The organism is Mesorhizobium silamurunense, assembly GCF_014843825.1.
Taxonomy (GTDB): Bacteria; Pseudomonadota; Alphaproteobacteria; order Rhizobiales; family Rhizobiaceae; genus Mesorhizobium; species Mesorhizobium silamurunense.
Genome location: NZ_JHQR01000269.1, coordinates 14160 through 38837, shown reverse-complemented (window position 1 = coordinate 38837; position 24678 = coordinate 14160). Strand labels below are relative to the sequence as shown.

General features: G+C 64.5%; 20 protein-coding genes. 10 read left to right on the top strand and 10 right to left on the bottom strand.

The window, feature by feature from the left end; all coding sequences use genetic code 11:
• On the bottom strand, positions 1 to 1325 hold a 1325-nt coding region (locus tag DH10_RS27990), incomplete at its 3' end, for a helix-turn-helix domain-containing protein (RefSeq protein WP_192385579.1).
• Positions 1326 to 1571: 246 nt separating this feature from the next.
• Between DH10_RS27990 and aceA the strand changes: the two genes are divergently transcribed.
• From aceA to DH10_RS27975, 3 genes are all read left to right on the top strand, one after another.
• Positions 1572 to 2861, top strand: a complete 1290-nt coding sequence (gene aceA / locus DH10_RS27985; RefSeq protein WP_192247266.1) for an isocitrate lyase — start codon at positions 1572 to 1574, stop codon at positions 2859 to 2861.
• Between the two features lie 52 nt (positions 2862 to 2913).
• A complete protein-coding gene (locus DH10_RS27980; RefSeq protein ID WP_127858903.1) occupies positions 2914 to 3156 on the top strand; it encodes an SMc00767 family acetate metabolism repressor in 243 nt (80 codons plus the stop codon).
• Positions 3157 to 3381: 225 nt separating this feature from the next.
• A complete protein-coding gene (locus tag DH10_RS27975) occupies positions 3382 to 3834 on the top strand; it encodes a DNA-binding transcriptional response regulator (protein ID WP_246506045.1) in 453 nt (150 codons plus the stop codon).
• 11 nt (positions 3835 to 3845) lie between these two features.
• Here the strand turns inward: DH10_RS27975 and DH10_RS27970 are convergent, their stop codons facing one another.
• Positions 3846 to 4559: an HAD family hydrolase gene (locus DH10_RS27970; protein ID WP_192247268.1), complete on the bottom strand. Its 714-nt coding sequence runs from the start codon at positions 4557 to 4559 to the stop codon at positions 3846 to 3848.
• Positions 4560 to 4716: 157 nt separating this feature from the next.
• Here DH10_RS27970 and DH10_RS27965 point away from each other — a divergent pair, with 157 nt between their 5' ends.
• The 3 genes from DH10_RS27965 (at position 4717) to DH10_RS27955 (ending at position 8708) form a co-directional block, all read left to right on the top strand.
• A complete protein-coding gene (locus DH10_RS27965; RefSeq protein WP_192247270.1) occupies positions 4717 to 6153 on the top strand; it encodes a glutamine synthetase family protein in 1437 nt (478 codons plus the stop codon).
• A gap of 114 nt (positions 6154 to 6267) precedes the next feature.
• Positions 6268 to 7554, top strand: a complete 1287-nt coding sequence (locus DH10_RS27960; RefSeq protein ID WP_192247272.1) for an NAD(P)/FAD-dependent oxidoreductase — start codon at positions 6268 to 6270, stop codon at positions 7552 to 7554.
• A gap of 188 nt (positions 7555 to 7742) precedes the next feature.
• Positions 7743 to 8708, top strand: coding sequence for an SH3 domain-containing protein (locus DH10_RS27955; RefSeq protein WP_210325077.1), 966 nt, complete (start codon positions 7743 to 7745; stop codon positions 8706 to 8708).
• A gap of 38 nt (positions 8709 to 8746) precedes the next feature.
• Here the strand turns inward: DH10_RS27955 and DH10_RS27950 are convergent, their stop codons facing one another.
• Complete coding sequence (locus tag DH10_RS27950; protein WP_192247321.1) at positions 8747 to 9493, bottom strand: SDR family oxidoreductase; 747 nt, start codon at positions 9491 to 9493, stop codon at positions 8747 to 8749.
• Between the two features lie 280 nt (positions 9494 to 9773).
• Here DH10_RS27950 and zwf point away from each other — a divergent pair, with 280 nt between their 5' ends.
• The 3 genes from zwf to edd all read left to right on the top strand — a co-directional run bounded on the left by zwf (position 9774) and on the right by edd (position 13829).
• Entirely contained in the window at positions 9774 to 11243 is a 1470-nt protein-coding gene (gene zwf / locus DH10_RS27945) for a glucose-6-phosphate dehydrogenase (RefSeq protein WP_192247274.1), read from the top strand.
• The gene (gene pgl, locus DH10_RS27940; RefSeq protein ID WP_192247276.1) at positions 11225 to 11941 is read left to right on the top strand and encodes a 6-phosphogluconolactonase; all 717 of its coding nucleotides are present in this window, start codon (positions 11225 to 11227) and stop codon (positions 11939 to 11941) included. The genes zwf and pgl overlap by 19 nt, the downstream gene beginning before the upstream one ends.
• A gap of 64 nt (positions 11942 to 12005) precedes the next feature.
• Positions 12006 to 13829, top strand: coding sequence for a phosphogluconate dehydratase (edd, locus tag DH10_RS27935; protein ID WP_192247278.1), 1824 nt, complete (start codon positions 12006 to 12008; stop codon positions 13827 to 13829).
• Between the two features lie 76 nt (positions 13830 to 13905).
• On the opposite strand, the gene DH10_RS27930 is transcribed toward edd, so the two are convergent.
• The 4 genes from DH10_RS27930 to DH10_RS27915 form a co-directional block, all read right to left on the bottom strand.
• A complete protein-coding gene (locus DH10_RS27930; protein ID WP_192385578.1) occupies positions 13906 to 15561 on the bottom strand; it encodes a vWA domain-containing protein in 1656 nt (551 codons plus the stop codon).
• A 116-nt stretch (positions 15562 to 15677) separates the two neighbouring features.
• The gene (locus DH10_RS27925) at positions 15678 to 16640 is read right to left on the bottom strand and encodes a GlxA family transcriptional regulator (RefSeq protein ID WP_095814808.1); all 963 of its coding nucleotides are present in this window, start codon (positions 16638 to 16640) and stop codon (positions 15678 to 15680) included.
• Between the two features lie 52 nt (positions 16641 to 16692).
• The gene (gene folD / locus DH10_RS27920; RefSeq protein ID WP_192247282.1) at positions 16693 to 17592 is read right to left on the bottom strand and encodes a bifunctional methylenetetrahydrofolate dehydrogenase/methenyltetrahydrofolate cyclohydrolase FolD; all 900 of its coding nucleotides are present in this window, start codon (positions 17590 to 17592) and stop codon (positions 16693 to 16695) included.
• A gap of 234 nt (positions 17593 to 17826) precedes the next feature.
• On the bottom strand, positions 17827 to 20145 hold the full coding sequence (locus DH10_RS27915; protein WP_192385577.1) for a GumC family protein: 2319 nt from the start codon (positions 20143 to 20145) through the stop codon (positions 17827 to 17829).
• Positions 20146 to 20345: 200 nt separating this feature from the next.
• On the opposite strand from DH10_RS27915, the gene DH10_RS27910 reads away from it, so the two are divergent.
• A complete protein-coding gene (locus tag DH10_RS27910; RefSeq protein ID WP_192247286.1) occupies positions 20346 to 21641 on the top strand; it encodes a lipopolysaccharide biosynthesis protein in 1296 nt (431 codons plus the stop codon).
• Between the two features lie 33 nt (positions 21642 to 21674).
• Here DH10_RS27910 and DH10_RS27905 read toward each other — a convergent pair whose 3' ends face one another.
• The 3 genes from DH10_RS27905 to DH10_RS27895 are packed head-to-tail and all read right to left on the bottom strand — an operon-like array spanning position 21675 to position 24558.
• The gene (locus DH10_RS27905) at positions 21675 to 22598 is read right to left on the bottom strand and encodes a DUF6492 family protein (protein ID WP_192247288.1); all 924 of its coding nucleotides are present in this window, start codon (positions 22596 to 22598) and stop codon (positions 21675 to 21677) included.
• Entirely contained in the window at positions 22595 to 23389 is a 795-nt protein-coding gene (locus DH10_RS27900; protein ID WP_192247290.1) for a WecB/TagA/CpsF family glycosyltransferase, read from the bottom strand. The genes DH10_RS27905 and DH10_RS27900 overlap by 4 nt, the downstream gene beginning before the upstream one ends.
• Positions 23386 to 24558 carry a glycosyltransferase gene (locus DH10_RS27895; protein ID WP_192247292.1) on the bottom strand — a complete coding sequence of 391 codons (1173 nt, stop codon included), beginning with the start codon at positions 24556 to 24558 and terminating at the stop codon, positions 23386 to 23388. The genes DH10_RS27900 and DH10_RS27895 overlap by 4 nt, the downstream gene beginning before the upstream one ends.
• Positions 24559 to 24678: the final 120 nt, after the last annotated feature.

The following is a 24678-nucleotide window of genomic DNA, read 5'->3' as shown; positions in this document are numbered from 1 at the left end:
ACCGGCGTCGCGAATGCCGTGCCTTGCGCGGCCTTGCCGGCCGACGGTCCCGGCAGCGCCGCGCCGTAGACGATCTCGTCGCGAAAGGCGATATCGCAGCCAAGCAGAAGTGCCGTGCGCCGCGGCCGCTCGGAGAATGCGCCTTGCGGCCCTTCGAGCGTGCGGGCGATGCAAAGGAACTCGGCGCCGTCCGGCATTTCCACCGCCTCGACCAGAATCCGCCCGGGCTGCGAAAAGGCCGCATGGACAGGAAGCTTCGGGCAGGCGCCGCCGAAACGGCTTTGCGGATAGCCCTGGCTGCCCGCCTTGCGGAAGCGGTTGCCGGCATTGTCGACCTCCAGCATGAAGAACGGCACGCCCGCCGCGCCAGGCCGCTGCAGCATGGTCAGGCGGTTCGCTGCCTGTTCGAAGGACACGCCGAAACGGGAACGCAGAACGTCGATATCGTAGCGGGCGCGCATCGCTGCCGCATGAAAGGCCGGATAGGGCATCATCAACGCATGTGCGGCATAGCGGCCGAGCTCGAAGCGGGCGAGCCGGCGCGCCTCGTCGGTGCCGAGCTTCAGCGCCTGGATCTCGCTCGCCACGGCCACCGTCATGCGCATCAGGCTCGCCTCCATGGCGACCTCGCGCAACTGATCGAAGGGAGACAGCCGCTCGGACAGGAACAGGCGTTGCGAATGGCGATCGTAGCGCCTGCGCCAGTTCGGCATGGTGGCGACCGGCAGCACCTTGACCACGATGCCGTGCTCTCGCCTCAGCCACGCCTTCAGCGCGCCGAACAGGTCGTCGCCGGGATCGAGCAGCGAAATGAAGGCTTCGGCTTCCTCCTCCAGCGCGGTGAAATGGTTCGGCCGACGCTCGAAGGTCTCGTGGACTTCATCGACAGGCAGGCGCGTGCTGGACAATGAGGTTGCCCTGCCCTCCCGCGCCAGAAGCTCATTGAGATCCGACAGCCGCTCGGCCTGCTCACGATAAGCGCGAAACAATTTCACCATCGCGGCGGAAGCGTTCGGAGCAATCTCGGCGAGATCGATCAGCTCCTGGTCGCCCGGCAGCTCGCCGGCCAGCAACGGATCGCCGAACACTTCCTTAAGCGCGGCGATCGACCCTTTGGTCTCGCCTTGCAATTCGTGCGGGTCGATCTTGTAGACGGACGCCAGCTTGAGGATCAGCTGCACCGTCAGCGGCCGCTGGTTGCGCTCGATGAGGTTGAGGTAGGACGGCGAGATGCCCAGCCCTTCGGCCATCGCCGTCTGGGTCAGGCCCTTGGCGTTGCGAAGCCGGCGGATGCGCGGCCCGGCGAAGATTTTCTGGTCGGCCAATCAGCTATCCTTGACAAGATTTTACACGAAATGGTGCGATCTGCGGGAGCCACTCCTTTACAATCGTGACAAATTTACAGCACCAACCTGTCAAACGCAATACAGGTTTTCCCTTATTTTACCCGAAAATCTCCGGTTTTTCTGGCCCATTTTGCGTCGCAATGTAAATGATGTCACACGTCTACGGCGCCGGATACCTTCCCAGAACGCGCCATCCGAACAAGCAGAACCGATCTGGAGCAACCGATGACCGATTTTTACAACCTCGTCCCGTCCGCGCCGGAAGGCCGTTTCGACGGCATTGAGCGGCCCTACTCGCCGGAGGACGTGAAGCGGCTGCGCGGCTCGGTCCAGATTCGCCAGACGCTTGCCGAAAATGGTGCGAATCGGCTGTGGAAGCTCATCCATGAAGAAGACTTCGTCAACGCGCTCGGTGCCATGTCGGGCAACCAGGCCATGCAGCAGGTCAGAGCGGGCTTGAAGGCGATCTATCTATCGGGCTGGCAGGTCGCGGCCGACGCCAACACCGCGTCCGCCATGTATCCGGACCAGTCGCTCTATCCGGCCAATGCAGCGCCGGAGCTGGTCAAGCGCATCAACCGCACGCTGCAGCGCGCCGACCAGATCGAGACGTCCGAAGGCAAGGGGCTTTCGGTCGACACCTGGTTCGCGCCGATCGTCGCCGACGCCGAAGCCGGCTTCGGTGGGCCGCTCAACGCGTTCGAGATCATGAAGGCCTTCATCGAGGCCGGCGCGGCAGGCGTCCATTACGAGGACCAGCTGGCGTCGGAGAAGAAGTGCGGCCATCTCGGGGGCAAGGTGCTGATCCCGACCGCGGCCCATATCCGCAACCTCAACGCGGCCCGGCTTGCGGCGGACGTGATGGGCACGCCGACACTGGTGGTGGCGCGCACCGACGCGGAGGCGGCAAAGCTGCTCACCTCGGATATCGACGAGCGCGACCGGCCTTTCGTCGACTATGACGCCGGCCGCACGGTCGAGGGCTTCTACCATGTCAGGAACGGCATCGAGCCATGCATCGCGCGCGCTGTCGCCTACGCGCCGCATGCGGATTTGATCTGGTGCGAGACCTCGAAACCCGATCTTGAGCAGGCAAAGAAGTTCGCCGAAGGCGTGCGCAAGCATCATCCCGGCAAGCTGCTCGCATACAATTGCTCGCCATCGTTCAACTGGAAAAAGAACCTGGACGACGCGACCATCGCGAAGTTCCAGAAGGAACTCGGCGCCATGGGCTACAAGTTCCAGTTCATCACGCTGGCCGGCTTCCACCAGTTGAACTTCGGCATGTTCGAACTGGCGCGCGGCTACAAGGATCGCCAGATGGCGGCCTATTCGGAACTGCAGGAGGCCGAGTTCGCGGCGGAGGCCCATGGCTATACCGCGACCAAGCATCAGCGCGAAGTCGGCACTGGCTATTTCGACGCCGTATCGATGGCGATCACCGGCGGTCAGTCTTCGACCACCGCCATGCATGAATCGACCGAGCACGCCCAATTCAGGCCGGCGGCCGAGTGACGACAACACCAGAGGAAACGCCCGAAGGGCACTTACGTCGAGGAGAACAGCAATGGCATCGATAAGCCGCGTCAAGGAACGGGCAGAAGAACAGTCGAGCGCAATGAGCGTCGATCAGCAGGCGACGATCCGCATGCTGGCCAACGACCTGCACAGGCTCAACCAGTCTGTGATGAAGGCGGTCGAGGCAGGCGTGTCCGTGGAACTGGTGCGCTCCGCCAGGCACCATGGCGGGGACGGCAACTGGGGTGATCTTTTGATCCCAGTGATCGTCACCCACCAGAGCCACAGTTGACGTTACGTCAAACAATCTCCGCGAGTGTCTCCCGTGCGCTATACGTTCGGGAGACTATCGCTTTTTTTCGAATTTCAATCCGTGATAAGGCGTAGGACTTACGACGAATATTAGCCTTTCTTGTTATATTGTCGTCTTCGACTATTTCTGCTTGACACCGCTGGCGATCTCGCGCCAATTGCGCTCAGGTTTCAACCCTGCATTGAACCAGAGCGCCCGCCCGCCATGTGCCCCACCAATCGTGACGATCCTCGAAAACCAATAAAACCGGCGGAGCGTGGCGCGGCAGCGCGGCTGCCGGCGGACTTCTCCAAGGTGCTTGTGGTCGGCAAATCGTCGATCAACCGGGTCGTGGTGTCGAAGATCGTGGAGAAATCCGGGCTGAAGCCGATTTCGGAGTCGCCCGATACGGCCGAGAAAGCCCTGGCCGGCCTGGTGCCCGGCGTAGTGATCCTGGACGGCGGGCCGGACGACAAGGACTGCGACAGGCTGTTGTCCGGCATCGATGCGCTGCGGCGCGCTTCCGGCAAGGCGCTGCCCGCCGTGATCCTGCTCTCAACCAGGAATGGCACGCCAGACAGCCTCGGCCTGTCGAGCCTCGTGGACACCGTGGTTGCCAAGCCGATCACGCCCGAGAGACTGCAACCGGTGATCGATCGCCTGGTCGGCCGCGGCTAGACCGAACGGATTCACCCTGCTTTGGCGATGGCCTCGACCAGCGCCGGCAAATCGCCGAGATCTGATATCTCGCGAAAACGCGGCGCCGCGACGGGCGCCTCGGCATGCTCCACAGCCCAGGTAAATTCGTGCGGCACATGGATGCCCCAGCCGCCGGCCTCGATGGCCGGCACCACGTCCGACTTGAGCGAGTTACCGACCATCATGCTGTTTTGCGGACCGTCGCCATGGCGGCTGAAGATGCGGGCATAGGTGGCGGCGCTCTTGTCGCTGACGATCTCGACGGCATCGAAGAGATCGCCCATTCCCGACTGCGCGAGCTTGCGTTCCTGATCGAAGAGGTCGCCCTTGGTGATCAGCACCAGATGGTAGGAACCCGCAAGCTTTTCGACCGTCTCGCGCGCATGCGGCAGCGGCTCGATCGGGTGGCTGAGCATCTCGCGGCCGGCAGCCAGAATTTCGCCGATGACCGAACCTGGGACTTCACCGTTGGTAATCGCAACGGCCGTCTCGATCATCGACAGGGTAAAGCCTTTGATGCCGAAGCCGTAGAGGGCGAGGTTGCGCCTTTCCGCCTCGAGCAGCCTTGCAGCGATATGCTCATGATCGCCGTGTTCGGCCAGCAAGGCAGCGAAGCGCTTCTCGGTCATGCGGAAGAACTGCTCGTTCTGCCACAGCGTGTCGTCGGCGTCGAAGCCGATCGTGGTCAAACGTGGAGCGGACATGTGCAGACCCTTTGTGGATAGGCTCATCTAGACTTTGTTGCGCCGTGCCGCCAGCGACAAGACGGACGGCGCTTCGGTGCGACGAACCCCTGGGCCTCCCCTTCCCTTCCCCTATAGCGCCCGGCTATACTTCGAAATCCGCAACACAATCTGGTGAATGATGCCGCCTGAAAAAAAGGGAGTCCGTCCGTCGAGCCGGGGGGGACGCGCCCGCATGCCTGCCTTCCTGAAAAACGAACGCGGTGTGAAGAACTGGAAGGAAGCCAGCGCCTGGCTGGAGTGGCGCGGCATCGAGGACATCGAATGCATCACGCCGGACCAGGCCGGCGTTGCCCGCGGCAAGATGATGCCGTCGAAGAAATTCACCTCCAACACATCGCTGGCGCTGCCTTCGGCGGTGTTCATGACGACGATCTCCGGCGGCTATCCCGAAGACGGCAACGGCTTCCACTATCCGGAGGACGACGGCGACCTGAAGCTTTTGCCCGACCTTTCGACGCTGACCGTCGTGCCCTGGGAAGAAGACCCGACGGCCGCCGTGATCTGCGACCTCGTCCACCAGGACGGCCGCTCGGTGGAATTCACGCCGCGCAATGTGCTGAAGCGCGTGCTGGCCGCCTATGACGAGCGCGGCCTCAGGCCCGTGGTGGCACCCGAGATCGAATTCTATCTGGTGCGCAAGAACCCCGACCCGGACTATCCGCTGACGCCGCCCGTCGGACGCTCGGGGCGGCCGATCGGCGGCGGCGCCGGCTATTCGATCGCCGGCGTCAACGAGTTCGACGAACTGATCGACGACATCTACCATTTCTCCGAGCGGCAGGGCCTGGAGATCGACACGCTGATCCACGAGGAGGGTGCCGGCCAGCTCGAGATCAATCTGCGCCACGGCGATCCGATCGAGCTCGCCGACCAGGTCTTCATGTTCAAGCGGACCATCCGCGAAGCGGCGCTGAAGCACGAGATTTATGCCACCTTCATGGCCAAGCCCATCCAGGGCCAGCCCGGCTCGGCCATGCATATCCACCAGTCGGTCATCAACAAGAAGACCGGCAGGAACATCTTCTCGGCCGAGGACGGCTCCGAGACCGACGCGTTCTTCCATTTCATCGGCGGCATGCAGAAACATGTGCCGAACGCGCTGGTGATGCTGGCACCCTATGTCAATTCCTACCGCCGGCTGACCCAGGCGGCCTCGGCGCCGGTCAACAACAAATGGGGCTACGACAACCGCACCACGGCCTTCCGCGTGCCGCGCTCCGATCCGGCGGCGCGGCGCGTCGAAAACCGCATCCCGTCGTCGGACGCCAATCCCTATCTGGCGCTGGCCGCTTCGCTTGCCTGCGGGCTGATCGGCATGGTCAGCAAGGCCAAGGCTTCCGCACCGGTGCTGACCACCGCCAACGAAGACGAGATCGACTTGCCGCGCAGCCTGCTTGAAGCCGTCGACCTGTTCGAGGCGGACAAGGAACTGGGCGCGATCCTCGGCAAGTCCTTCGCCGCCACCTATGCCGCGATCAAACGGGCCGAGTTCGAGACCTTTATGGAAGTGATCAGCCCGTGGGAGCGGGAGTATCTGTTGTTGAATGTGTGAGCGGCGACTTCGTCGCGTGAATGGTGAATAGTGAATGGTGAGTAGTTTCATATTGGACGGGTGAACGCGGCCAGTGCGCCTTCGCAAAGCCATTCACCATTCACTGGCGTTCTCATGCCCTACCAATCCCCCATTTCCCCCGGCCGTTCCTGGTATGAGGATACGGCCGGGCCCCGCCCCGAGTATCCCTCGCTCGATGGCGATCGGACGTGCGACGTTGTCATCGTCGGTGGAGGCTTCACCGGCCTTTCGGCAGCGGCGCATCTTGCCAAGGCCGGCACAGATGTCGTGCTCATCGATGCCTACCGCTTTGGCGACGGCGCATCGGGGCGCAATGGCGGCCAGCTCGGCACCGGCCAGCGCGCCTGGGCTGAGGAACTCGAGACCGAATACGGGTTTTCACGAGCCAAGGCGCTGTTCGATCTCGCGGAAGAGGCCAAGACGCATCTTCTCGATTTCGCGACGGCCAACCGGATCGAGATCGACTACATGCCCGGCCAATTGTCGGTAGCGCATAAGAGGCGCTATGTCGACGACTACAAGGCCCATGCCGAGATCATGGGGAGCCGCTTCGGTTATCCGCACATCTCCTTCACGGATGCCGGCGAGACCGCCGAGCGTCTGGGCTCGACGCGCTATTTCGGCGGCACGCGCGACACCGGCACCGGGCATATCCACCCGCTGAAGCTGGTGATCGGCACGGCAAAAGTGGCCGCCGCGGCCGGCGCGCATCTGTTCGAGCGGACGCCCTCGACCGGCATTGTTTCCGCTGGCGGCAGGGTGAGGGTCACGACGCCCAAGGGCACCATCACAGCCGAGAAATGCCTGGTCGCGGTCAACGCCTATGGCGGCAATCTGGAGCCCGTCAGCGCCGCGCATATCATGCCGATCGGCTCCTTCATCGGCGCGACCGTGCCGCTCGACGCTCAGTCCAAGGTGCTGCCGGGTGGCGAGTCGGTGGACGATTCCCGTTTCGTCGTGCGCTATTTCCGCAAGTCGAAGGACGGCCGGCTTTTGTTCGGCGGTCGCGAGGTCTATGCCGTCAACGATCCGAAGGACATCCATATCCACATCCGCCGGCAGATCGCCGAGCTCTTTCCGGCGCTAAAGGATGTCGAGATCACCCATGGCTGGGGCGGCTATGTCGGCATCACCGTGCCGAGGAAACCGTTCGTGCGCGAGGTGATGCCGAACGTGATCTCGATGGGCGGCTATTCCGGACACGGGGTCATGCTCGCGAACTTCTTCGGCAAGCTCTATGCCGAAACGATCGCCGGCAACCGCGACCGGCTGAAGCTTATCGAGGACCTGAAGATTCCCGCTTTCCCGGGTGGCCGTCGTTTTCGCGCGCCGCTGCTGTTTCTGGCGCTCAACTGGTTCGCGCTGCGCGACAGGATTTGAGGCCGGACATCGGCAAAAGCCGTTGATTCGACAGGGCCGCTTCCCTAGCGGCACGTTGCAGAATCCTTAATGAACGCGCAGAATTTCGAAAAAAGGCGCACTGATGCCATAATCGGCGGCAAAAGATGCCGGTTCTGGGCGATAGCACGGGGATTTGCGCGGGCCTGCCCGCTGGAATTTCGGGACCGATGCCGATCAACCGCGAAATATTGCGGCAAGATCGAAAGAACGTCGGCCCGTTAGTTGGAGGTGGTTTAGTGTACGAGCCCTTCAGTTTCGGTGCGCCGGAACGACGGCGCTTCGCGGTGCAGTTTGGCTATGACATGCGGCCCTCGTTCTGGCAGGGTCTGCAGTCGAACGCGCATCTGGTGATAGCGGCCGTCGGCACCGCGGCGCTGCTTGGCGTGGCGGCGGTGGCGCTTTGGCTGGCCCTGCCGGCCAATGAACGGCAGGCGATCGCAAGCGCGGAGCAGACCGTGCCCGCGATGCCAGTCAAGACGAAGAAAATCGCCCCGGCCGCGGCGAGCGCCATCAGTGTCGCCGCGCCGCAAGCCGCGCGCAAGGCCGATGCGGTTTCGCCCGTGACTGCAGCCCGAGAAGCCACCATTCCGGCGCTGGCATCCAACAACCCCCGCTGGAACGGCACGGGTGGTGAGCCTGCGCCTGCTGCGGCAGATGCTCCGCCGGCCTCGTCCGCTCAGGCCGCGGATAAGCCGGCGACGCAGAGCGACAAGCCGGCCGTTGCGGCCTTCGCCGAATCCGCGCCGGCGAATGATGCTTCGAGCGCCTTGTCCAAGGTGGCCGCTCCCGCTGCGACAAATGATCCGCCGACCACGGAGAAAAAGGCGGACGACAAGATGGACGGCTCCCAGACCGCCGCCATATCGGCAACAAAACCGCAGGCTCTCGACGATCAGACGGCAGCAACCGAGGACCAGGCCAAGCCTGACCCTGAAAAGGTAAGCGCGGTCGCCAACGGACGTATCCTGCGGGCAGTGACAATGCGAGCAGGTCCAAAACAGAAGGCGGCCGCCATGCTCACCGTGCCCGCTAAAACTTCCGTGCAAGTGCTAAGCTGCAAGAAATGGTGCGAGATCGTCTATAACGGCAAGCGCGGCTGGATCTACAAAAGCTACGTCAAGACTGGCGCCTGATCCAGACATCGTTGGCGGCCTGCCGCCGCAACGTCAATTCAGATGCAGCGCCCGCCGTCGACCTCCAGCGCCACGCCGGTGATGAAGGCCGCCTCGTCCGAAGCCAGCCAGAGCGCCGCATTGGCGATGTCGAGCGGCGTCGAGAGCCGGCCGAGCGGGATCGAGGCGCGGAACTTCTCGCGGATCTCCGGCGTGTCGGCGCCCATGAACTTCTCCAGCATGCCGGTCTCGCCCGCGACCGGGCAGAGGCAATTGACGCGGATGTTCTTCGGCGCGAGCTCGACCGCCATCGACTTGGTGGCGGTGATCGCCCATCCCTTGGAGGCGTTATACCAGGTGAGGCCCGGCCGCGGCCTGATGCCGGCCGTCGAGGCCGTGGTGAGGATGACGCCGCCGCCCTGCCGGTCCATGATCGGCACAACGGCAAGGGCGGCATGATAGATCGCCTTCATGTTGACGGCGGTGATCAGGTCGAAGGTTTCCTCGTCGACACCCAGCATGTCGCCGTTGCGATGGGTATAACCGGCGTTGTTGACCATGATGTCGACGCGGCCGAAGGCGCTCTTGGCGGCATAGACCATCTCGTCGAATTCGGAGCGCTGCGACACGTCGGTTTGGGTCCAGATCGCGCTGTCGCCGATTTCCTCCGCCACCCGCTCGGCGCCTTTGGCGTTGAGGTCGGCGACCACGACACGCGCGCCCTCTTCAGCGAAGCGCTTCGCCATGCCCTCGCCGAATCCCGACGCCGCGCCGGTGATGATGGCCACCTTGTTTTCCAGACGCATGGTTTTCCCGCTCATTGCGATCATCCCGTCTCGAGGAGGGCGGCTGCCGCCATTCTCCCTTAGCTTTCGTCACATTCACGTTCTATGTTGCAGGCGCGAACGCTGCCGGAAAGCCATCGTTTGCCGACAAGCCTGCCGGTAGCGCCAGTGTCAAGGACACATGTGGACCCAATCAATGGCAAGAGGTTGGTCCTGGATGTGACACCATGGCACTGGAAAATTTAAATCGATTAGAATATACCAGCTGCGCTACCGCGACCGGCATCAAATCGGACTGACCATGACCAGCCAGATCATTCCCGTCGATCCCTTCGACTTCATCATCTTCGGCGGCACCGGCGACCTGTCGGAACGCAAGCTTCTGCCCTCGCTCTACCATCGCCAGCGCGGCCAGCAATTCTCCGAGCCGACGCGCATCATCGGCACGTCGCGCGCGAAAATGACCGACGCCGAGTTTCAGACCTTCGCTAAGAAGGCGATATCCGAGCACGTGAAGCAGGCCGACGTCGATGCCAAGGAGCTCGAGACCTTCCTGGCGCGGCTTTCCTACGTCTCGGCCGACGCGACCACCGGCGCCGGCTTCGACAAGCTCAAGAAGGCGATCGGCGACAGCGACCGCATCCGCGCCTTCTATCTGGCGGTGGCGCCGGCCCTGTTCGGCGACATCTCGCACCAGCTCAAAGAGCACAGGCTGATCACGCCGAACTCGCGCATCGTGCTGGAGAAGCCGATCGGGCGGGATCTCACCTCGGCGCGGGCGCTCAACGACGCGGTTGGCGATGATTTCCACGAAAGCCAGATCTTCCGCATCGATCACTATCTCGGCAAGGAAACGGTGCAGAACCTGATGGCGCTGCGCTTTGCCAATGCGCTCTACGAGCCGTTGTGGAATTCCGCGCATATCGATCATGTGCAAATCACGGTGGCCGAAACCGTGGGTCTCGAGGACCGCGTCACCTATTACGACAAGGCCGGCGCGCTGCGCGACATGGTGCAGAACCACATCCTGCAGCTGCTTTGCCTGGTTGCCATGGAAACGCCATCGTCGATGGACGCAGACGCGGTACGCGACGAGAAGCTGAAGGTGCTGAGGGCATTGAAGCGCATCAACGGCAACGAGGCGCCCAAGCACACCGTGCGCGGTCAGTATCGCGCCGGCGCCTCGGCAGGCGGAGCCGTCAAAGGCTATGTCGAGGAACTCGGCAAGGACAGCAACACCGAGACCTTCGTCGCAGTAAAGGCCGAGATCGGCAACTGGCGTTGGGCCGGCGTTCCCTTCTATCTCAGGACCGGCAAGCGGCTGGCGACCCGCGTTTCGGAGATCGTCATCGAGTTCAAGCCGATCCCCTATTCGATCTTCGGCGACAGCGCCGGTCCGATCTTCGCCAATCAGCTGGTCATCCGCCTGCAGCCGGACGAAGGCGTCAAGCAGTACATCATGATCAAGGATCCGGGGCCGGGCGGCATGCGGCTGCGCCAGATTTCGCTCGATATGAGCTTCGCGCAGTCCTTCCAGGGCCGGGCGCCGGACGCCTATGAGCGGCTGATCATGGATGTGGTGCGCGGCAATCAGACGCTGTTCATGCGACGTGACGAAGTCGAGGCGGCCTGGAAATGGATCGACCCGATCCAGAACGCCTGGGAAAGCGCCAGGCAGGAAGCGCAGGGCTATACGGCCGGCACCTGGGGCCCCTCGGCCTCCATCGCGCTCATCGAACGTGACGGACGGACATGGCACGAGAGCAATTGAGCGGCGCCGCCTACGCCTGGAACGGCTTTGCCGACCGCCAGCAGCTGGCGGCAGCACTTGCCGGCCAAGTCGCCGCGCGGTTGACCAAAGCGATCGACAAGCGCGGCACGGGTCTGCTCGCGGTCTCCGGCGGGACGACGCCGGCAAAATTCTTCGCCGCGCTGTCCGCCATACCGATCGCCTGGGACAAGGTCACGGTGACGCTGGTCGACGAGCGTTTCGTGCCGCCCACCTCGCCGCGCTCGAATGCCGGGCTGGTGGCCGCCAACCTGCTCCAGAACAAGGCAGCGGCAGCGCGCTTCGTGCCGCTCTATCATGAGGCGGCGAGCATCGAGGACGCAGCCGCTTCGGACAGCGAGGCCCTGCGGTCATTGGCCTGGCCGCTGGACGTCGTCGTGCTCGGCATGGGTGGCGACGGCCACACGGCCTCGTTCTTTCCCGATGCCGGCAACCTCGCTGAATTGCTCGACCCCTCCTCGCGACGGATCGTGCTGCCGGTGCATGCGCCGAGCGGCGGCGAGCCGCGGCTGACCCTGTCGATGGCGCGGATCGTTGCCGCCGGCTTCATCGCGCTCCACATCGAGGGAGAGGACAAGCGCATTGCCTTCGACGGCGCGATGGGAGCGGGCATGAAGAAGCCCATCCGCAACGTGCTCGAGGCAGCGCCGATACCGGTAGAGGTGTTCTGGGCACCCTGATTTCACCAAAGGAACAGCCCCGGAGGCTATGGGAGGACGTTTCCGGGGCTCGAAAGGACAAGCCATGACAGCCAGACGCGACATCGAAGCCATCACGGAACGCATCCGCCAACGCTCGAAAGCCGGCCGCGAGGCCTATCTCGGCCGCATCGCGGAGGGATCAGGCCGCGCCGCCAACCGCGCGGTGCTGTCCTGCGGCAACCTGGCCCACGGCTTTGCCGTCTGCAGCCCGTCGGAGAAGGTCGCGCTCGGCGGCGACCGCGTGCCCAACCTCGGTATCATCACCTCCTACAACGACATGTTGTCGGCGCATCAGCCCTTCGAGACCTTTCCGGCGCTGATCAAGGAAGCGGCGCGCGAGGCCGGCGGCATCGCCCAGGTCGCCGGCGGCGTGCCGGCAATGTGCGATGGCGTCACGCAAGGCCAGCCCGGCATGGAACTGTCGCTGTTCTCGCGCGACGTGATCGCCATGGCGGCCGCGATCGGCCTCTCGCACAACATGTTCGACGCCGCCGTCTTCCTCGGCGTCTGCGACAAGATCGTGCCGGGGCTGGTGATCGCAGCACTCACCTTCGGGCACCTGCCGGCGGTCTTCATCCCCGCCGGACCAATGACCACGGGCATCCCGAACGACGAGAAGGCCAAGGTCCGCCAACTCTATGCCGAGGGCAAGGTGGGACGGGCCGAACTGCTGGAGGCCGAGTCCAAATCCTACCACGGTCCGGGCACCTGCACCTTCTACGGCACCGCCAATTCCAACCAGATGCTGATGGAGATCATGGGCCTGCACACGCCCGGCGCCTCCTTCGTCAATCCGGGCACGCCGCTGCGCGACGCGCTGACGAAGGAAGCGGCGAAGCGCGCGCTGGCGATCACCGCGCTCGGCAATGCCTATACGCCGGTCGGGCGCATGATCGACGAGCGCTCGATCGTCAACGGCGTGGTCGGCCTGCACGCCACCGGCGGTTCGACCAATCACACCATCCACCTGATCGCGATGGCCGCGGCGGCTGGCATCGCTCTCACCTGGCAGGACATTTCCGACCTGTCGGAGGCCGTGCCGCTGCTCGCACGCGTCTATCCGAACGGACTTGCCGACGTGAACCATTTCCATGCCGCCGGCGGGCTCGGTTTCCTGATCCGCGAGCTGCTCGACGAAGGCATCCTGCACGAGGACGTGCAGACGGTGTGGGGCGAAGGCCTGCGGCCCTATGCCGTCGAGGCCAGGCTCGGCGCCGACGGCAGCGTCGTGCGTGAAGCGGCGCCGCTGGAGAGCGGCGACGAGAAGGTACTGGCACCGTTCAAGAAGGCTTTCCAGCCGACCGGCGGCCTAAAAGTGCTTGCCGGCAATCTCGGCCATGCGGTCATCAAAACCTCGGCCGTCAAGCCCGAGCGGCGGGTCATCGAGGCGCCGGCTAAGGTGTTTGACAGCCAGCAGGGACTGAACGATGCCTTCAAGGCCGGCACGCTCACCGGCGACTTCGTCGCCGTCATCCGCTTCCAGGGGCCGAAGGCCAACGGCATGCCGGAACTGCACAAGCTGACCACCGTGCTCGGCATCCTGCAGGACCGCGGCCAGCGCGTCGCGCTGGTGACGGACGGGCGCATGTCCGGCGCCTCCGGCAAGGTGCCGGCGGCGATCCATGTGACGCCGGAAGCGGTCGAGGACGGGCCGATCGCCAGGATCCACGACGGCGACATCATCCGCCTTGACGCCGATGCCGGCACGCTGGAAGTGCTGGTGCCGGGGACGGAATTCGCGCTGCGCCGCACGGCCGATGCCGATCTCATCGGCAACGAGTTCGGCTTCGGCCGCGAGCTGTTCGCCGGGTTCCGCCAACTGGTCGGCCGCGCCGACCACGGCGCCGCCGCCTTCGCAAACGCCTGACGTCTTCCCCCAACGTGCCTCACGAAAAAGGGCGGCTCGGAGCCGCCCTTTTTCGTCTATTCGCGGACCGCGATGCCTACTGAACGGTGACCTCGGTCCGCTCGCCGGCCTTGATCGTCACCGGTGTTTCCTTGTCCTGGCCCTGGTCGGAGGCGTGACGCACGACGACATAGTCGCCGGCCGGAATCGTCTGCTGCCAGCTGTCGCCATAGCTTAAGCCCAGCGACTTGCGCTTGCCTTCTATGTCCTTCTTCGACGAGAACACCTCGATCGAATAGGCGCCGGGCGCCGACATCGCCAGCACGCCGGCGTCGAGCGCCACCTTCACGTCCTGATTGTCGCCGGCCTTGATGCTGAAGGGCTGCTCGACAACGGAGAGATCGAGCGTGGTGAGCGCGACGTAGTCGTCCGGCGGCAGCCAGAACTTGCTGTCAGGCCCGTAGGAATGCTCCACGCTCTCGCGCGAGCCGTCGATCTTCTTCTTTGCCTTGACGATCTCGAAGCCGATGCCGGAACTGTCGGCCTTGTCGCCGCCGGCGGTGTAATAGGCATTGAGCATGGCATGGCCGACGCCGACGACGATGTCCTTCTCCACGGTCTGCCCGGCGGCAAGCTGGACGGTCTCGGTCACCGTGCCGGCACCGATCTGGACCGTCACTTTCTGCTCGCCCGCGGGCACGGTGGCTTTGGCATCACCATAGTGGGTTGTGCTGCCGCCCGGATAGGCGAAGTCGACACGCGCCTCGCCGCTGATCTCCGAGCCCTGGCTGGCATGCGGATGGATGACCAGAGTGCCGCCGTTCAGCGTGAACAGCGGGTCGTAGGTCTTGCCAGCCTCTATCTTGATCTTCTGCTCGCTCCTTGCCTCGTCGTCACGGCCGACAACGATATAGTCGCCCGGATCGAGATTGGTCTTGAGCTCGCCATGCTCTGTCATGACCTGATCGCCGCGTGTGCCGTCGGCCGCGGCTTTATAAATCTCCCAGGCATTGCCATCGGTGATCGGATCGCCGCCTTCGGCCATGACCACGCTCGGCGTGAAATTGAATTCAGACTTGGCGGGTGAGGGCGCCGGCGCGGGGGCAGGAGCGGGTTCAGGCGCGGGAGCCGGCACTGCCACGGTCTCGACCAGCGCTTGCTGCAGCGCCTTCTCGTCGGAGGCCTGGATGTATTTGCCGCCGGTGTTTTCGGCGAGGCAGGCGATCTGCTTGCCTTCGTCGGCGGTCAGACCGAAGCCGACGACGTCGGCGGTGAAGTCGACGCCGGTTTCCTTCAGCTCCTTGCCGAGCGCGCACGGATCGCCGCCGCAGGTCTCCAGCCCATCGGTGATGAGGACGACGGTCGCCTTGTCCTCGGTGTATTTCAGCGCCTCGGCAGCCTGCTTGACGGCCGCCGTCAGCGGCGTCTTGCCGAGGAATTTCATGCTGTCGGCGGCGGCCGAAATCGCGCTCGCCGAACCGGCCTGCGGCGGCACGATCAGCTCGATGTCCTCGCAGCTGCCCTTCTGGCGATGGCCATAGGCCATGAAGCCGATCTCGTCGTCGGCCGGCACCGACTGCAGCACGGTGCGCAGCGATTCGCGCGCGATCTCGAGCTTCGGCTTGCCGTCGATCTGGGCCCACATGGAGCCCGATGCATCGAGAATGATGATGACCTTGTTGGCGGCAAAGCCAAACGTGGTCGTCGACAAAAGGAGGATCGCCGCAGCGACGCTCCGTGCCAGTCCCGCCATGAAAATCTCCTGAGTGAGCCCCCTGTCCGCGTCGGGAAAACTATTTGAGGCGGCGTCGCGGCACAAGCCTGCAGGCGCCGCTTCCTGCTCAGGCTCGCTCGCGGAGGCTTGGAGTTTTAGTATGTGGTGCGACGCTCTTCCGACGGCGGGCGGCCGAATTGCAGCCGATAGCTTTGCGCGAAATAGGAGTGCGAGGTGAAGCCGGTGGCGATCGCCACGTCGAGGATCGGCATGTTGGTCTGGCGCAGCAATTCGCGCGCCCGCTCAAGCCTGAGCCGCATGTAATAACGGCCCGGCGTCACATTGAGATGGCGCAGGAACAGCCGCTCGACCTGGCGCACCGACAGGCCCGCCGACTTGGCAAGCTGCACCGCCGACAGAGGCTCGTCGAGATGATCCGCCATCAGCTCGACGATGCGCCTGAGCTTCTCGGATTTGCCGGTGAGGTCGCGCTCGGGGCCGACGCGCTGGCGGTCGCCGGCCGAGCGGATGCGCTCGTGTTGGAACTGGTTGGCCACGCCATTGGCGAGGTTGGAGCCGAAATCGCCGCGCACGATCTCCAGCATCAGGTCGATCGAGGTGGTGCCGCCGGCGCAGGTGTAGCGCTTGCGGTCGATCTCGAAGACGTTGCCAGTGCAATTGATATCGGGAAAGCGCTCCATGAAGCCGGCGCGATTTTCCCAATGGATGGTGCAGCGATAGCCGTCGAGCTGCCCGGCCTCTGCCAGCAGGTAGGAGCCGACCGACAGCGCGCCGAGCGCATTGCCGCGCCGGCCCCAGCTGCGCAGCGCCGCCAGCACCTTGCTCTTGCCGGGGAATTCGGTGGTCAGCCCGACCGACACGAACAGAATATCGACCGGCGGCATGTCGGCGACGGAATAGTCGATCTTCAGCGGCAGGCCGTTGGAGGCCATGACCGCGTCGCCATCCGCCGATATCGTCGTCCAGCCGTAGAAATCACGGCCCAGCAGACGGTTGGCCGAGCGGAAGCAATCGATCGCCGCGGCCAGCGAGAACATCGAGAATTTGTCGACCAGCAGGAAACCGAACTGCCGCCCGCCCTGAACGGGATCGCCCATGACCGGCCGTTCAACAGGAGCGGTAAGATTCGGCAAGGATGCTGCTTTCTGATCAGAAGGACGGCCGCTTCAATCCGGCCGCGAGGTAGGCGGAAGCTACAGTGTTGGCCATCAGCATGGCAATGGTCATCGGTCCGACGCCGCCGGGGACCGGCGTGATGGCGCCGGCAGCCTTCGCCGCCTCGGCATAGGCCACGTCGCCGACCAGCCGCGACTTGCCTTCGCCTTTCTCGGGCGCGGGGATGCGGTTGATGCCGACATCGATGACGGTGGCGCCGGGCTTCACCCAGTCGCCCTTGACCATTTCCGGGCGACCGACGGCGGCGACCAGGATGTCGGCGGTGCGGGCCAGTGCCGGCAGGTCTTTCGTGCGGCTATGGGCGACGGTGACGGTACAGTTGGCGGCGAGCAGCAGATTGGCCATCGGCTTGCCGACGATGTTGGAGCGGCCGACGACGACGGCATTGAGACCGGAAAGGTCCTTGCCGCGCACGCGCTCGATCAGCAGCATCGAGCCTGCCGGCGTGCAGGGCACGAAGGCCGTCTCGAGCTCGCCGGTGCCGAGCTTGCCGACATTGATGAAATGGAAGCCGTCGACATCCTTCTCCGGCGCGATCGTCTGGATGACCTTGCCGGCATCGATATGGCCCGGAAGCGGCAGCTGCACGAGGATGCCGTGGATCGACGGATCAGCGTTGAGATCGCCGATGATCTTCAGCAGCTGCTCTTCAGTCGTCTCGGCCGGCAGCGTGTGCTGGAGCGAATGGAAGCCGCATTCCTTGGCCGTGCGCGATTTCGAGGCGACATAGACCTGGCTCGCCGGATCCTCGCCGACGATCACCACCGCAAGGCCAGGCCTTGTCGCTCCCCTGGCCGACAGCTCGGCGGTCAGCGCCTTGACCTTTTGAACCACGTCTTCGGCGACACTCTTCCCGTCGATCACTTCGGCCATCATTCACCTTCAACACTGTTCCGCGGCCGCGCTCGCGCGCCGCCCTGATCCTCAATCCAGCATCGCGATCCGCCAGGCGCCGAGCGCGGGCGGTCGAATGCAGCGCGGCATTTTCACGAAAATTCGACAGGGCAATCCCGTCAAAACGTCGTCGGATGCCGTAAACCCGAAACCGGCTGCTTTTATCGGAGGCTGCTTCTATCGAAGGCCAGCTTTTATCGAAGAGGGGGCGTTTTAGAAATAGCGGCGGCGCGTGCGGCTCTCGGTCAGGTCGCGCACCGCCTCGCGGAATTCGCGCAGGCTGGCCCGGAGCTCGTCGACCTGGCCCTGCTGGTCGGCAGAGGGCTCGCGCATCTCGGCGACCGGCGGTTGCAAATGGGAAGAAGCGTTCGACGAGGAATACGCATCGTCGGATGATCCGGCAGGCCGCGGGCTGTCCGGCCGATAGGAATAGCCTTGCGCGGGCGATGCCTCGAAGCTGCGATCCAATATCGGCGCGCTCCCGGCACGTGCGGACTGCTCTGAATCGGCGCCGATTGGCTTGTCCGACCTGCGCAGCATGAAATCGTGCAGCGACGAAGCCAGTGATCCGAAGAATCCCGGCCGGCCCGCATGATTGGTGGGGACAGGCGATGGTGTGAACGGTGCAACCGGCGGGGACGCGGGTGGCGTAGGGCTCGGCGGCGGCGCTTGATATGCCCTGTCCTCGAAGGCCGGCGCACGCTCTTCGGGGCTGCGGCGGGGGCGGGTATCCGCCGTCTCGCGCAGGCTGGCATAGACGCCGCGCAGCGCGCCGAGGCCGATGCCGGCGAAAAAGCCGGCAAGCAGGCCGGCCAGCGCCGTTATCGCGCGTGACGGCCCCTTGGCTTCGAGCGGCGGGGAGGCTTCTGAAATCAAGCTGATGTTGGCGGTGTTGATGTCCTTCTGCTCGCCGGTTTCCTTGGCGCGCAGCAGGAACTGCTCGTAGACCGAACGCTTGGCGGCGGCCTCGCGCTCGAGCTCGCGCAGCGAAACCAGGTCGTTGTTGACGTCGCCGCTCTGCACCTTGGCCTGCGCCAAACGCGACGCAAGGTCCTGCTCGAGCTGGACGGAGCGCTTCAGATCGACCTGCAGCGAGGACGCGATGCGCTGCAGTTCGGCGCTGATGCGCTCGCGCGCGCCGGCAAGCTGGGCGTTGAGCGCCTGCAGCTCCGGATGCCGCGGCCCGAACTTGATCGCGGCCCGATCCGCCTCCTGTTTCAGCGCCGCATATTGCGAACGCAGCTCGCCCATCGTGTTGGAGTTGATCTCTTCCGGCAAGGTGCCGTTGAGAACCGCGTTGACGTTCAGCGCGCGCGCCGAGGCGGCACGGGCGTTGAGTTCCAGCGTGCGGGCGCGGGCGACGGAGAGCTGCTCGTTGAGCTTGAGCATCTGGTCGTCGCTGATCAAATGACCCTGCGCGTCGACAAGGTCGTGCGTGGCCCTGAAATCCTCCACCTTGCGCTCGGCCGTCTCGACGCCCTTGCGCAATTCGTCGAGTCTGGCCGTAAGTTCGTCGGTGGCGCGGCCCGCCGTGTTGGACTGGAGGTCGCTGGAGATCTGCTGGAAGGCAGTCCTCATGGTATTGGCGATCAGGGCCGACTTGTCGGGGCTTTCGGTCGTGGCGGTTATCGAAACGACGAAGGTCTTGCCGCCGCGCTCGACGTCCAGGCTCTCCGCCAGATTGCCGACTGCCAATGCGCGCCGACGCGCCTCGTCGGCGGGCCCCGACGCATCCTGCCGCGACAGGATCGAGCGGAGCATCGACATCAGGCCGAGGCCGCCCTTGCCCTGGCCGTTGAACTCGGGGTCGTTTGTGAGGTTGAGGTCCGTGACGACCTTGTTGAGCACCGTACCCGAAGTAAGAATGCGGGCCTGGTTCTCGACGATGGCGAGTGTCGCATCCGAGGCGATCACGTTCTGCGTCAGGTCGCGATCGGTGAGCTTGAGGTCGCGCGGGTCGACGATGACCTCGGTGGTGGCCTCATATTTCTTCGGCGACGACAGCGCGACGGCAATGCCGAGCGCGGCGCCCAGGATCGTCGTCGAGAGGATCAGCGCCTTGGAGCGAGTGATGCCGCGAATGACCTGCATCGGGTCGATCAGCGGCTTCCATTCCTGTATGTCGGGATCGCTGGCGTGCAGCGGCCGGCTTGCGTAGCGAGGTTCCGCATAGCGCGGCTCGAACGCAGCCTGCGAAGAATATTCGGGGGAACGGCTCTCTTCACGCTTTCCGATTTGTGGATGGGCTTCGCGCTCTACCCGGTCGTCCTGAGCCTGGATGGTTTGAGAAATTGGAGCGACCTGAGGTTGATCGGGCTCGTCTATGTTTGCTGGTTGCGCGTTCGACCGCCCTTCGCGCTCGAAGCGCGCGGCGCGATGGCGCGCGGCGGCATCCTCGCGCCAGGATGGGTTGGCCTTGTCGCCGATGGAGACCAGCGAGGCGTCGCAACTGTCCTCGCCGCGCACGGCTTGGCCGAGCGCAAGCAAAGAGCGCTCGCGCCTCCAATCGTCACGGTTTTCCCTGTCGACCATGTCTTGGAACTTACTCTCTGGCGGCTTGGGGAGCGGCGGTCGGCCAATCGTTAAGTCACGCTAAACAGGCATGGAAAATAAAAAGTTAATTTTGGGCCTCGAAACGCACAGTTTCTCGTCCCGATTGCATCGTCTGCGCAGGGGGCAGCGCAACCGCCAGAACGGCACGTTAAGCTTTCCGTCCTAGTTTTGATCGACACATGACCCAGACCAGCGACATACCGCAAAGGCGGACGCTCGCGCGGATCGGCTACTTTGTGGCCGCGCGCCGGAAGCTGGTTTTCGACTATTTTTCGGCCATCAGCGGCGCCGGCGGGCGGCTGGTGTTCTCGCTTGCCTATTTCGTGGCTTTGGCCAACACGCTTTCCATCGCCGAATTCGGCATGTTCGCTACCGCTTCCGCGGCGGGCGTGATGCTGTCGCGCGTGCTTGCCTTCGGCTTCATCTCGGCGCTCTACCGCACCGCGACGATCCGGCCCAATCTTATCGGCACCTTCACGGCCGGCTTCCTGCTCCTCGGTGCGGCCTCGCTACCGGTCCTCGCCGCCGCGTCCTATGTCGTCTACCTGATCTTCTTCGCCAGCACGGTGCCGCTGTCGGTCTTTGCCGCGGTCGTCTTCGCCGAAGCACTTCTGTGGCGGCCGGTCGAGGTGGTGCTGATCGTCAACAACGGCCTTGGCAAGTTCGGCCGCGCCGCGGTGCTCGCAATCCTGGCGACGGCGCTCAGGGCGATCGGCGCGGTGCTGTTCATGCTCGCCGCGCAACGCACCATCGGCGTCTGGTCGTGGTTTTATATCGGCGCCAACGCCGTTTCGCTGATCGTCGCCTTCACCTTCTTCTACCCGCGCCAGCGGCTCAGGCTGCGCACCGAGCTTTATTTCCGGCGGCTCGCCGATTCCGCCTATGTGGCGGGGTCGGAGGTGCTGTTCTATTTGCAGATGGAGTTCGACAAGCTGTTGGTGCTGTCGATCGGCGGACCGCATCTCGCCGGTATCTATGCCATCATCATGCGGCTGGTCGATCTCACGGCAATTCCGATCCGCACCTTCTCGATGATGCTGGTGCAGCGCATGATGCGTGCGCCCGAGCTCCTGTCCCGGCTGGCGGTCAAGAGCGGCATCGAAGGCGGCGTGTTCGTGGTCTCGACGCTGGCGCTCCTGTCGCTCGGCGTCGTGCTGCACTTTTTCCCGAATGCGCTGGGCAGGAACGTTGCCGAGGCGGCGCCTCTGGTGGCGTTTGCGGTCTGCGTGCCGGGCCTGCGTAATCTCGTCGAATACCAGGCCGAGCTTCTGTTTGCGCGCGGCCAGACCGCGGTGCGGGCGATCAATCTCGGGCTGCTCGCCGGCTTGAAGGCGGTGCTGCTGACCTACGTGCTGACGACGATCCTCGACACGCCCGATCTGGTGCTGTCGCTCAACATCGTCTTCCTGCTGCTCTATCTCGCCTCGATGCTGCTGACCTATTCGGCGATGCGGCGTCCAGCGAAGGCGATCTAGATTCAGATGAGGCCAGCTGAAACCCGGCGCAGCCTAATCAAGCCCGATCAAACGGCGGATGCGGCCGACATCGGTGCCGATGAAGGACTGCATGCCGATCGCCACCTGCTCGGGCGCCATGGCGTCGACAAAGCGGCGGAATTCCTCGTCCGACAGCGCCTCGCCATTCCAGTGGACGCGGCAGAATTCCTCCGCACCATGGAAATGGCCGGCGCCCTCCAGCACGTCGTCGACGTATCGGCCATAGATCATGCATTCGGAGAATCTGCGCGCCGAGCCGATGACGCTGACCCAGTCGCGGCCGTGCATCTTTTCGATCCGCTCGCACATCGCATTGACGGTCTCGCGGCGCCAGGCGATCAGGGTCGAGATGTAATCGTGGGTCGAAAGCTTCGCCGGTTCGATGCCGAGCGCAGAGCCGGCATTGCGCGACCAGATGCGATGCTCGTCGTGGCCGGCATCGGCCAGCACGCCGTCGCGCCGGAACAGCCGCGCCTTGCCGTCGCGCCAGAAGGCGCTCGCGTCGAACGGCTTGAGGAAGGCAACGTCGGAATCGCAAAAGACGAGCACGTCCTCTCCGGCATGCGCGGCAATGGCGATGCGGCGAAGCTGCTGCACGTGCCAGCCGCGGAGCGGCTGGGTTCTGAAACTCAGCCAGACGCGGCGGTGAAACAGGCTGAGCGGATCGTCAAAGACGCGCAGCCAGCGCGGCAAAAGATCCCGTTCGTCGACGATCGTGCGGCGGCTGCCCTCAAGCTGGCGAAACAGCGCCGCGTCGCGGTGCTCGACCAGGATGTAGTGGCGCGCGACGCCGGTCACATGGCGGTCTATGGTTTCGCACAGCAGCCGGCAGCGCTCGAAATCCGGCGCGTAGCTCGCCGTCACGACCGCCGCCGAAGGCGTGCGCGGCAGTGGCTCGATCCTGGTGGCGGCATCGGGCACGAAACGGCTGTTCAACGGCGCGCCTCCGCTGGCCGCGGCCCGTGCGATAATTTCTGCTTGAGGACACGCCACAGGAAGAGCGGATTGCCGACCACGTAACGGCGCCACAGGCGGCCGGGTTCGATCCACAGGCGAAACAGCCATTCGAGCCTGAGGCGACGCATCCAGAGCGGAGCGCGCGGCACGGTGCCGCTCAGGAAATCGAGCAGCGCGCCGACTGCGATCGGCAGCGTGCAATGGCGGGCATCGATATGGCGCGCGATCCACAATTCCTGGCGCGGCACACCCATGGCGACCAGCAGAATGTCCGGCCGCAGCCTGGCGATGCGCTCGACGATCGCCGGCTCGTCGGCCGGGGAAAAATACCCGTCATGGATGACGACGAATTTGTGCTGCACGGCGAGCGCGGACAGCTTGACGGATGCCGCCTCGGCGTTGACCCGCGTCGCGCCGAGCAACGCCACGGTCAACGGCCGCGTCGATGCCTGCAGGAAAGCCGGGATGAAATCGGTGCCGTTGAGGTTGTCGGGGAAAGGCGCGCCGTAGAGCAGCTTTGCGGCGATGTCGACGCCGACACCGTCCGGCAGCACGAGAAAGTCATCGAGCGCTTCGGCAAACACCGGATCGCCGTGGGCGAGGTTGGCATTGTGGGCGTTGAGGAAGCTCACCTTGGTGAAGCGCCGCTCGGCGATCAGCCGCGAGAGCAGCGCTATCGCCTCGTCCCAGCGGATGGCAAGCACGGAGATGCCGAGGATCCTCCTCAGCGTGTCGAAACCGAAGGCGGCGCGGGCGGTATGCATGTTCATGCAGCGACCTCGTGCCTGACGGCGCCGAGTTTCTCCAGCCCAAGCCCGATCGCGGCATCGAGCGCTCTCACCTGCCGGCGATGGAAGGCGCTGCCGTCGACATCCCGCACGTCGGCTGCCGCCGCCTCGAGCGCCGAGGCGAAGGCGACGGGATCGTCGGTAACGACACAGTTTTGCGGCCGATAGCCGATGCCGCGCAAGGAGCGGCCGGTGGCGACGGAAGGCAGGCCAAGCTCGAAGGTCTCGATGGTCTTCAACTGCACGCCGCTGCCGGCGGTGCTGATCAGCGGAATGACGGCGCCGCCGCGCACGAAGGCCTGGGCATCCGGAACCCTGCCGACAAACTGGACGCCGGAATGTGTCGATGCCACGCCCGACGGCATGTTGCCGGCGATCCTGATGCGGAAATCCGGCCTGAGATGCGGAACGACCTTGGTCAAGAACCAATCGAGGCCGATGCGGTTGGGCTGCCAGGTCCAGGTACCGATCAGCGCGGCATCGCAGTCGATGTGGCGCAGACCCTTCTTCGTCGGCGCTTCGGCGCGGGTCACCAGCGGCAGCACGGCCGAACGGTCGTCGGAGGCAACACCAAGTGCTGCGCGGTCCTCTTCGGCCAGCGTGAAGACGAAGCGCGCGGCGCGGCAGAGACGCTCTTCCATGACTTGGAGCAGCCTGGCCTCGCGCCGGAACAGCCAGCGTTGAAGGGCACTGCCAGTCGCCGCGGCGTTCTCCTCGGCCGAGCGATGCTCGACATTGTGCGCGACGAAGATCGAACGCCGGTCGCCGAAGAGGCCCTCAAAGGCGCCGGCAAATTGCACGGAGTTGAGGACATAGCCATCGAACGGGCCGGCGCGTTCGATCGCGGCGCGCACGTCCGCATCGGAAACGACGCGCAGCTTGACCGAGGCGAAGGTGAGACCGGTCAGCATCGCCTTGGCCACCCAGGCCAGCTTCTGCTGTGGCGAGACGCTCTCGGTGCGCACATCGATCGCGCCGAGCACGATGGTGTTCTCAGGATCGGCGACAGGCTTTCCCGGCCAGCTGAAGCCGATCACCGTGACGCGCGCGCCGGCACGCCGCAGCGCGTCGATGATCGCGGCGTTGGCAATCTCGTAGCCCGAAGCGAGAGCGCCGTCGGGCACGATCGATGTGGCGAACAGCAGATGCATTTCACCTATCCCTTGGTGCAGCCGGTAGCAAAGCGCGGTGAAGCCTTGATTAAATGGCACCGTCAAAGGCCGGACGCCCCGGTTTTGCCGAGCCTGCCCGTGAAGGTGATTAACGAAACG

Coding starts and splice junctions, on each gene's coding strand:
- aceA (WP_192247266.1), top strand. CDS start 1,572: ATGACCGATTTTTACAACCTCGTCCCGTCCGCGCCGGAAGGCCGTTTC.
- DH10_RS27980 (WP_127858903.1), top strand. CDS start 2,914: ATGGCATCGATAAGCCGCGTCAAGGAACGGGCAGAAGAACAGTCGAGC.
- DH10_RS27975 (WP_246506045.1), top strand. CDS start 3,382: ATGTGCCCCACCAATCGTGACGATCCTCGAAAACCAATAAAACCGGCG.
- DH10_RS27970 (WP_192247268.1), bottom strand. CDS start 4,559: ATGTCCGCTCCACGTTTGACCACGATCGGCTTCGACGCCGACGACACG.
- DH10_RS27965 (WP_192247270.1), top strand. CDS start 4,717: ATGATGCCGCCTGAAAAAAAGGGAGTCCGTCCGTCGAGCCGGGGGGGA.
- DH10_RS27960 (WP_192247272.1), top strand. CDS start 6,268: ATGCCCTACCAATCCCCCATTTCCCCCGGCCGTTCCTGGTATGAGGAT.
- DH10_RS27955 (WP_210325077.1), top strand. CDS start 7,743: ATGCCGATCAACCGCGAAATATTGCGGCAAGATCGAAAGAACGTCGGC.
- DH10_RS27950 (WP_192247321.1), bottom strand. CDS start 9,493: ATGCGTCTGGAAAACAAGGTGGCCATCATCACCGGCGCGGCGTCGGGA.
- zwf (WP_192247274.1), top strand. CDS start 9,774: ATGACCAGCCAGATCATTCCCGTCGATCCCTTCGACTTCATCATCTTC.
- pgl (WP_192247276.1), top strand. CDS start 11,225: ATGGCACGAGAGCAATTGAGCGGCGCCGCCTACGCCTGGAACGGCTTT.
- edd (WP_192247278.1), top strand. CDS start 12,006: ATGACAGCCAGACGCGACATCGAAGCCATCACGGAACGCATCCGCCAA.
- DH10_RS27930 (WP_192385578.1), bottom strand. CDS start 15,561: ATGGCGGGACTGGCACGGAGCGTCGCTGCGGCGATCCTCCTTTTGTCG.
- DH10_RS27925 (WP_095814808.1), bottom strand. CDS start 16,640: ATGGGCGATCCCGTTCAGGGCGGGCGGCAGTTCGGTTTCCTGCTGGTC.
- folD (WP_192247282.1), bottom strand. CDS start 17,592: ATGGCCGAAGTGATCGACGGGAAGAGTGTCGCCGAAGACGTGGTTCAA.
- DH10_RS27915 (WP_192385577.1), bottom strand. CDS start 20,145: ATGGTCGACAGGGAAAACCGTGACGATTGGAGGCGCGAGCGCTCTTTG.
- DH10_RS27910 (WP_192247286.1), top strand. CDS start 20,346: ATGACCCAGACCAGCGACATACCGCAAAGGCGGACGCTCGCGCGGATC.
- DH10_RS27900 (WP_192247290.1), bottom strand. CDS start 23,389: ATGAACATGCATACCGCCCGCGCCGCCTTCGGTTTCGACACGCTGAGG.
- DH10_RS27895 (WP_192247292.1), bottom strand. CDS start 24,558: ATGCATCTGCTGTTCGCCACATCGATCGTGCCCGACGGCGCTCTCGCT.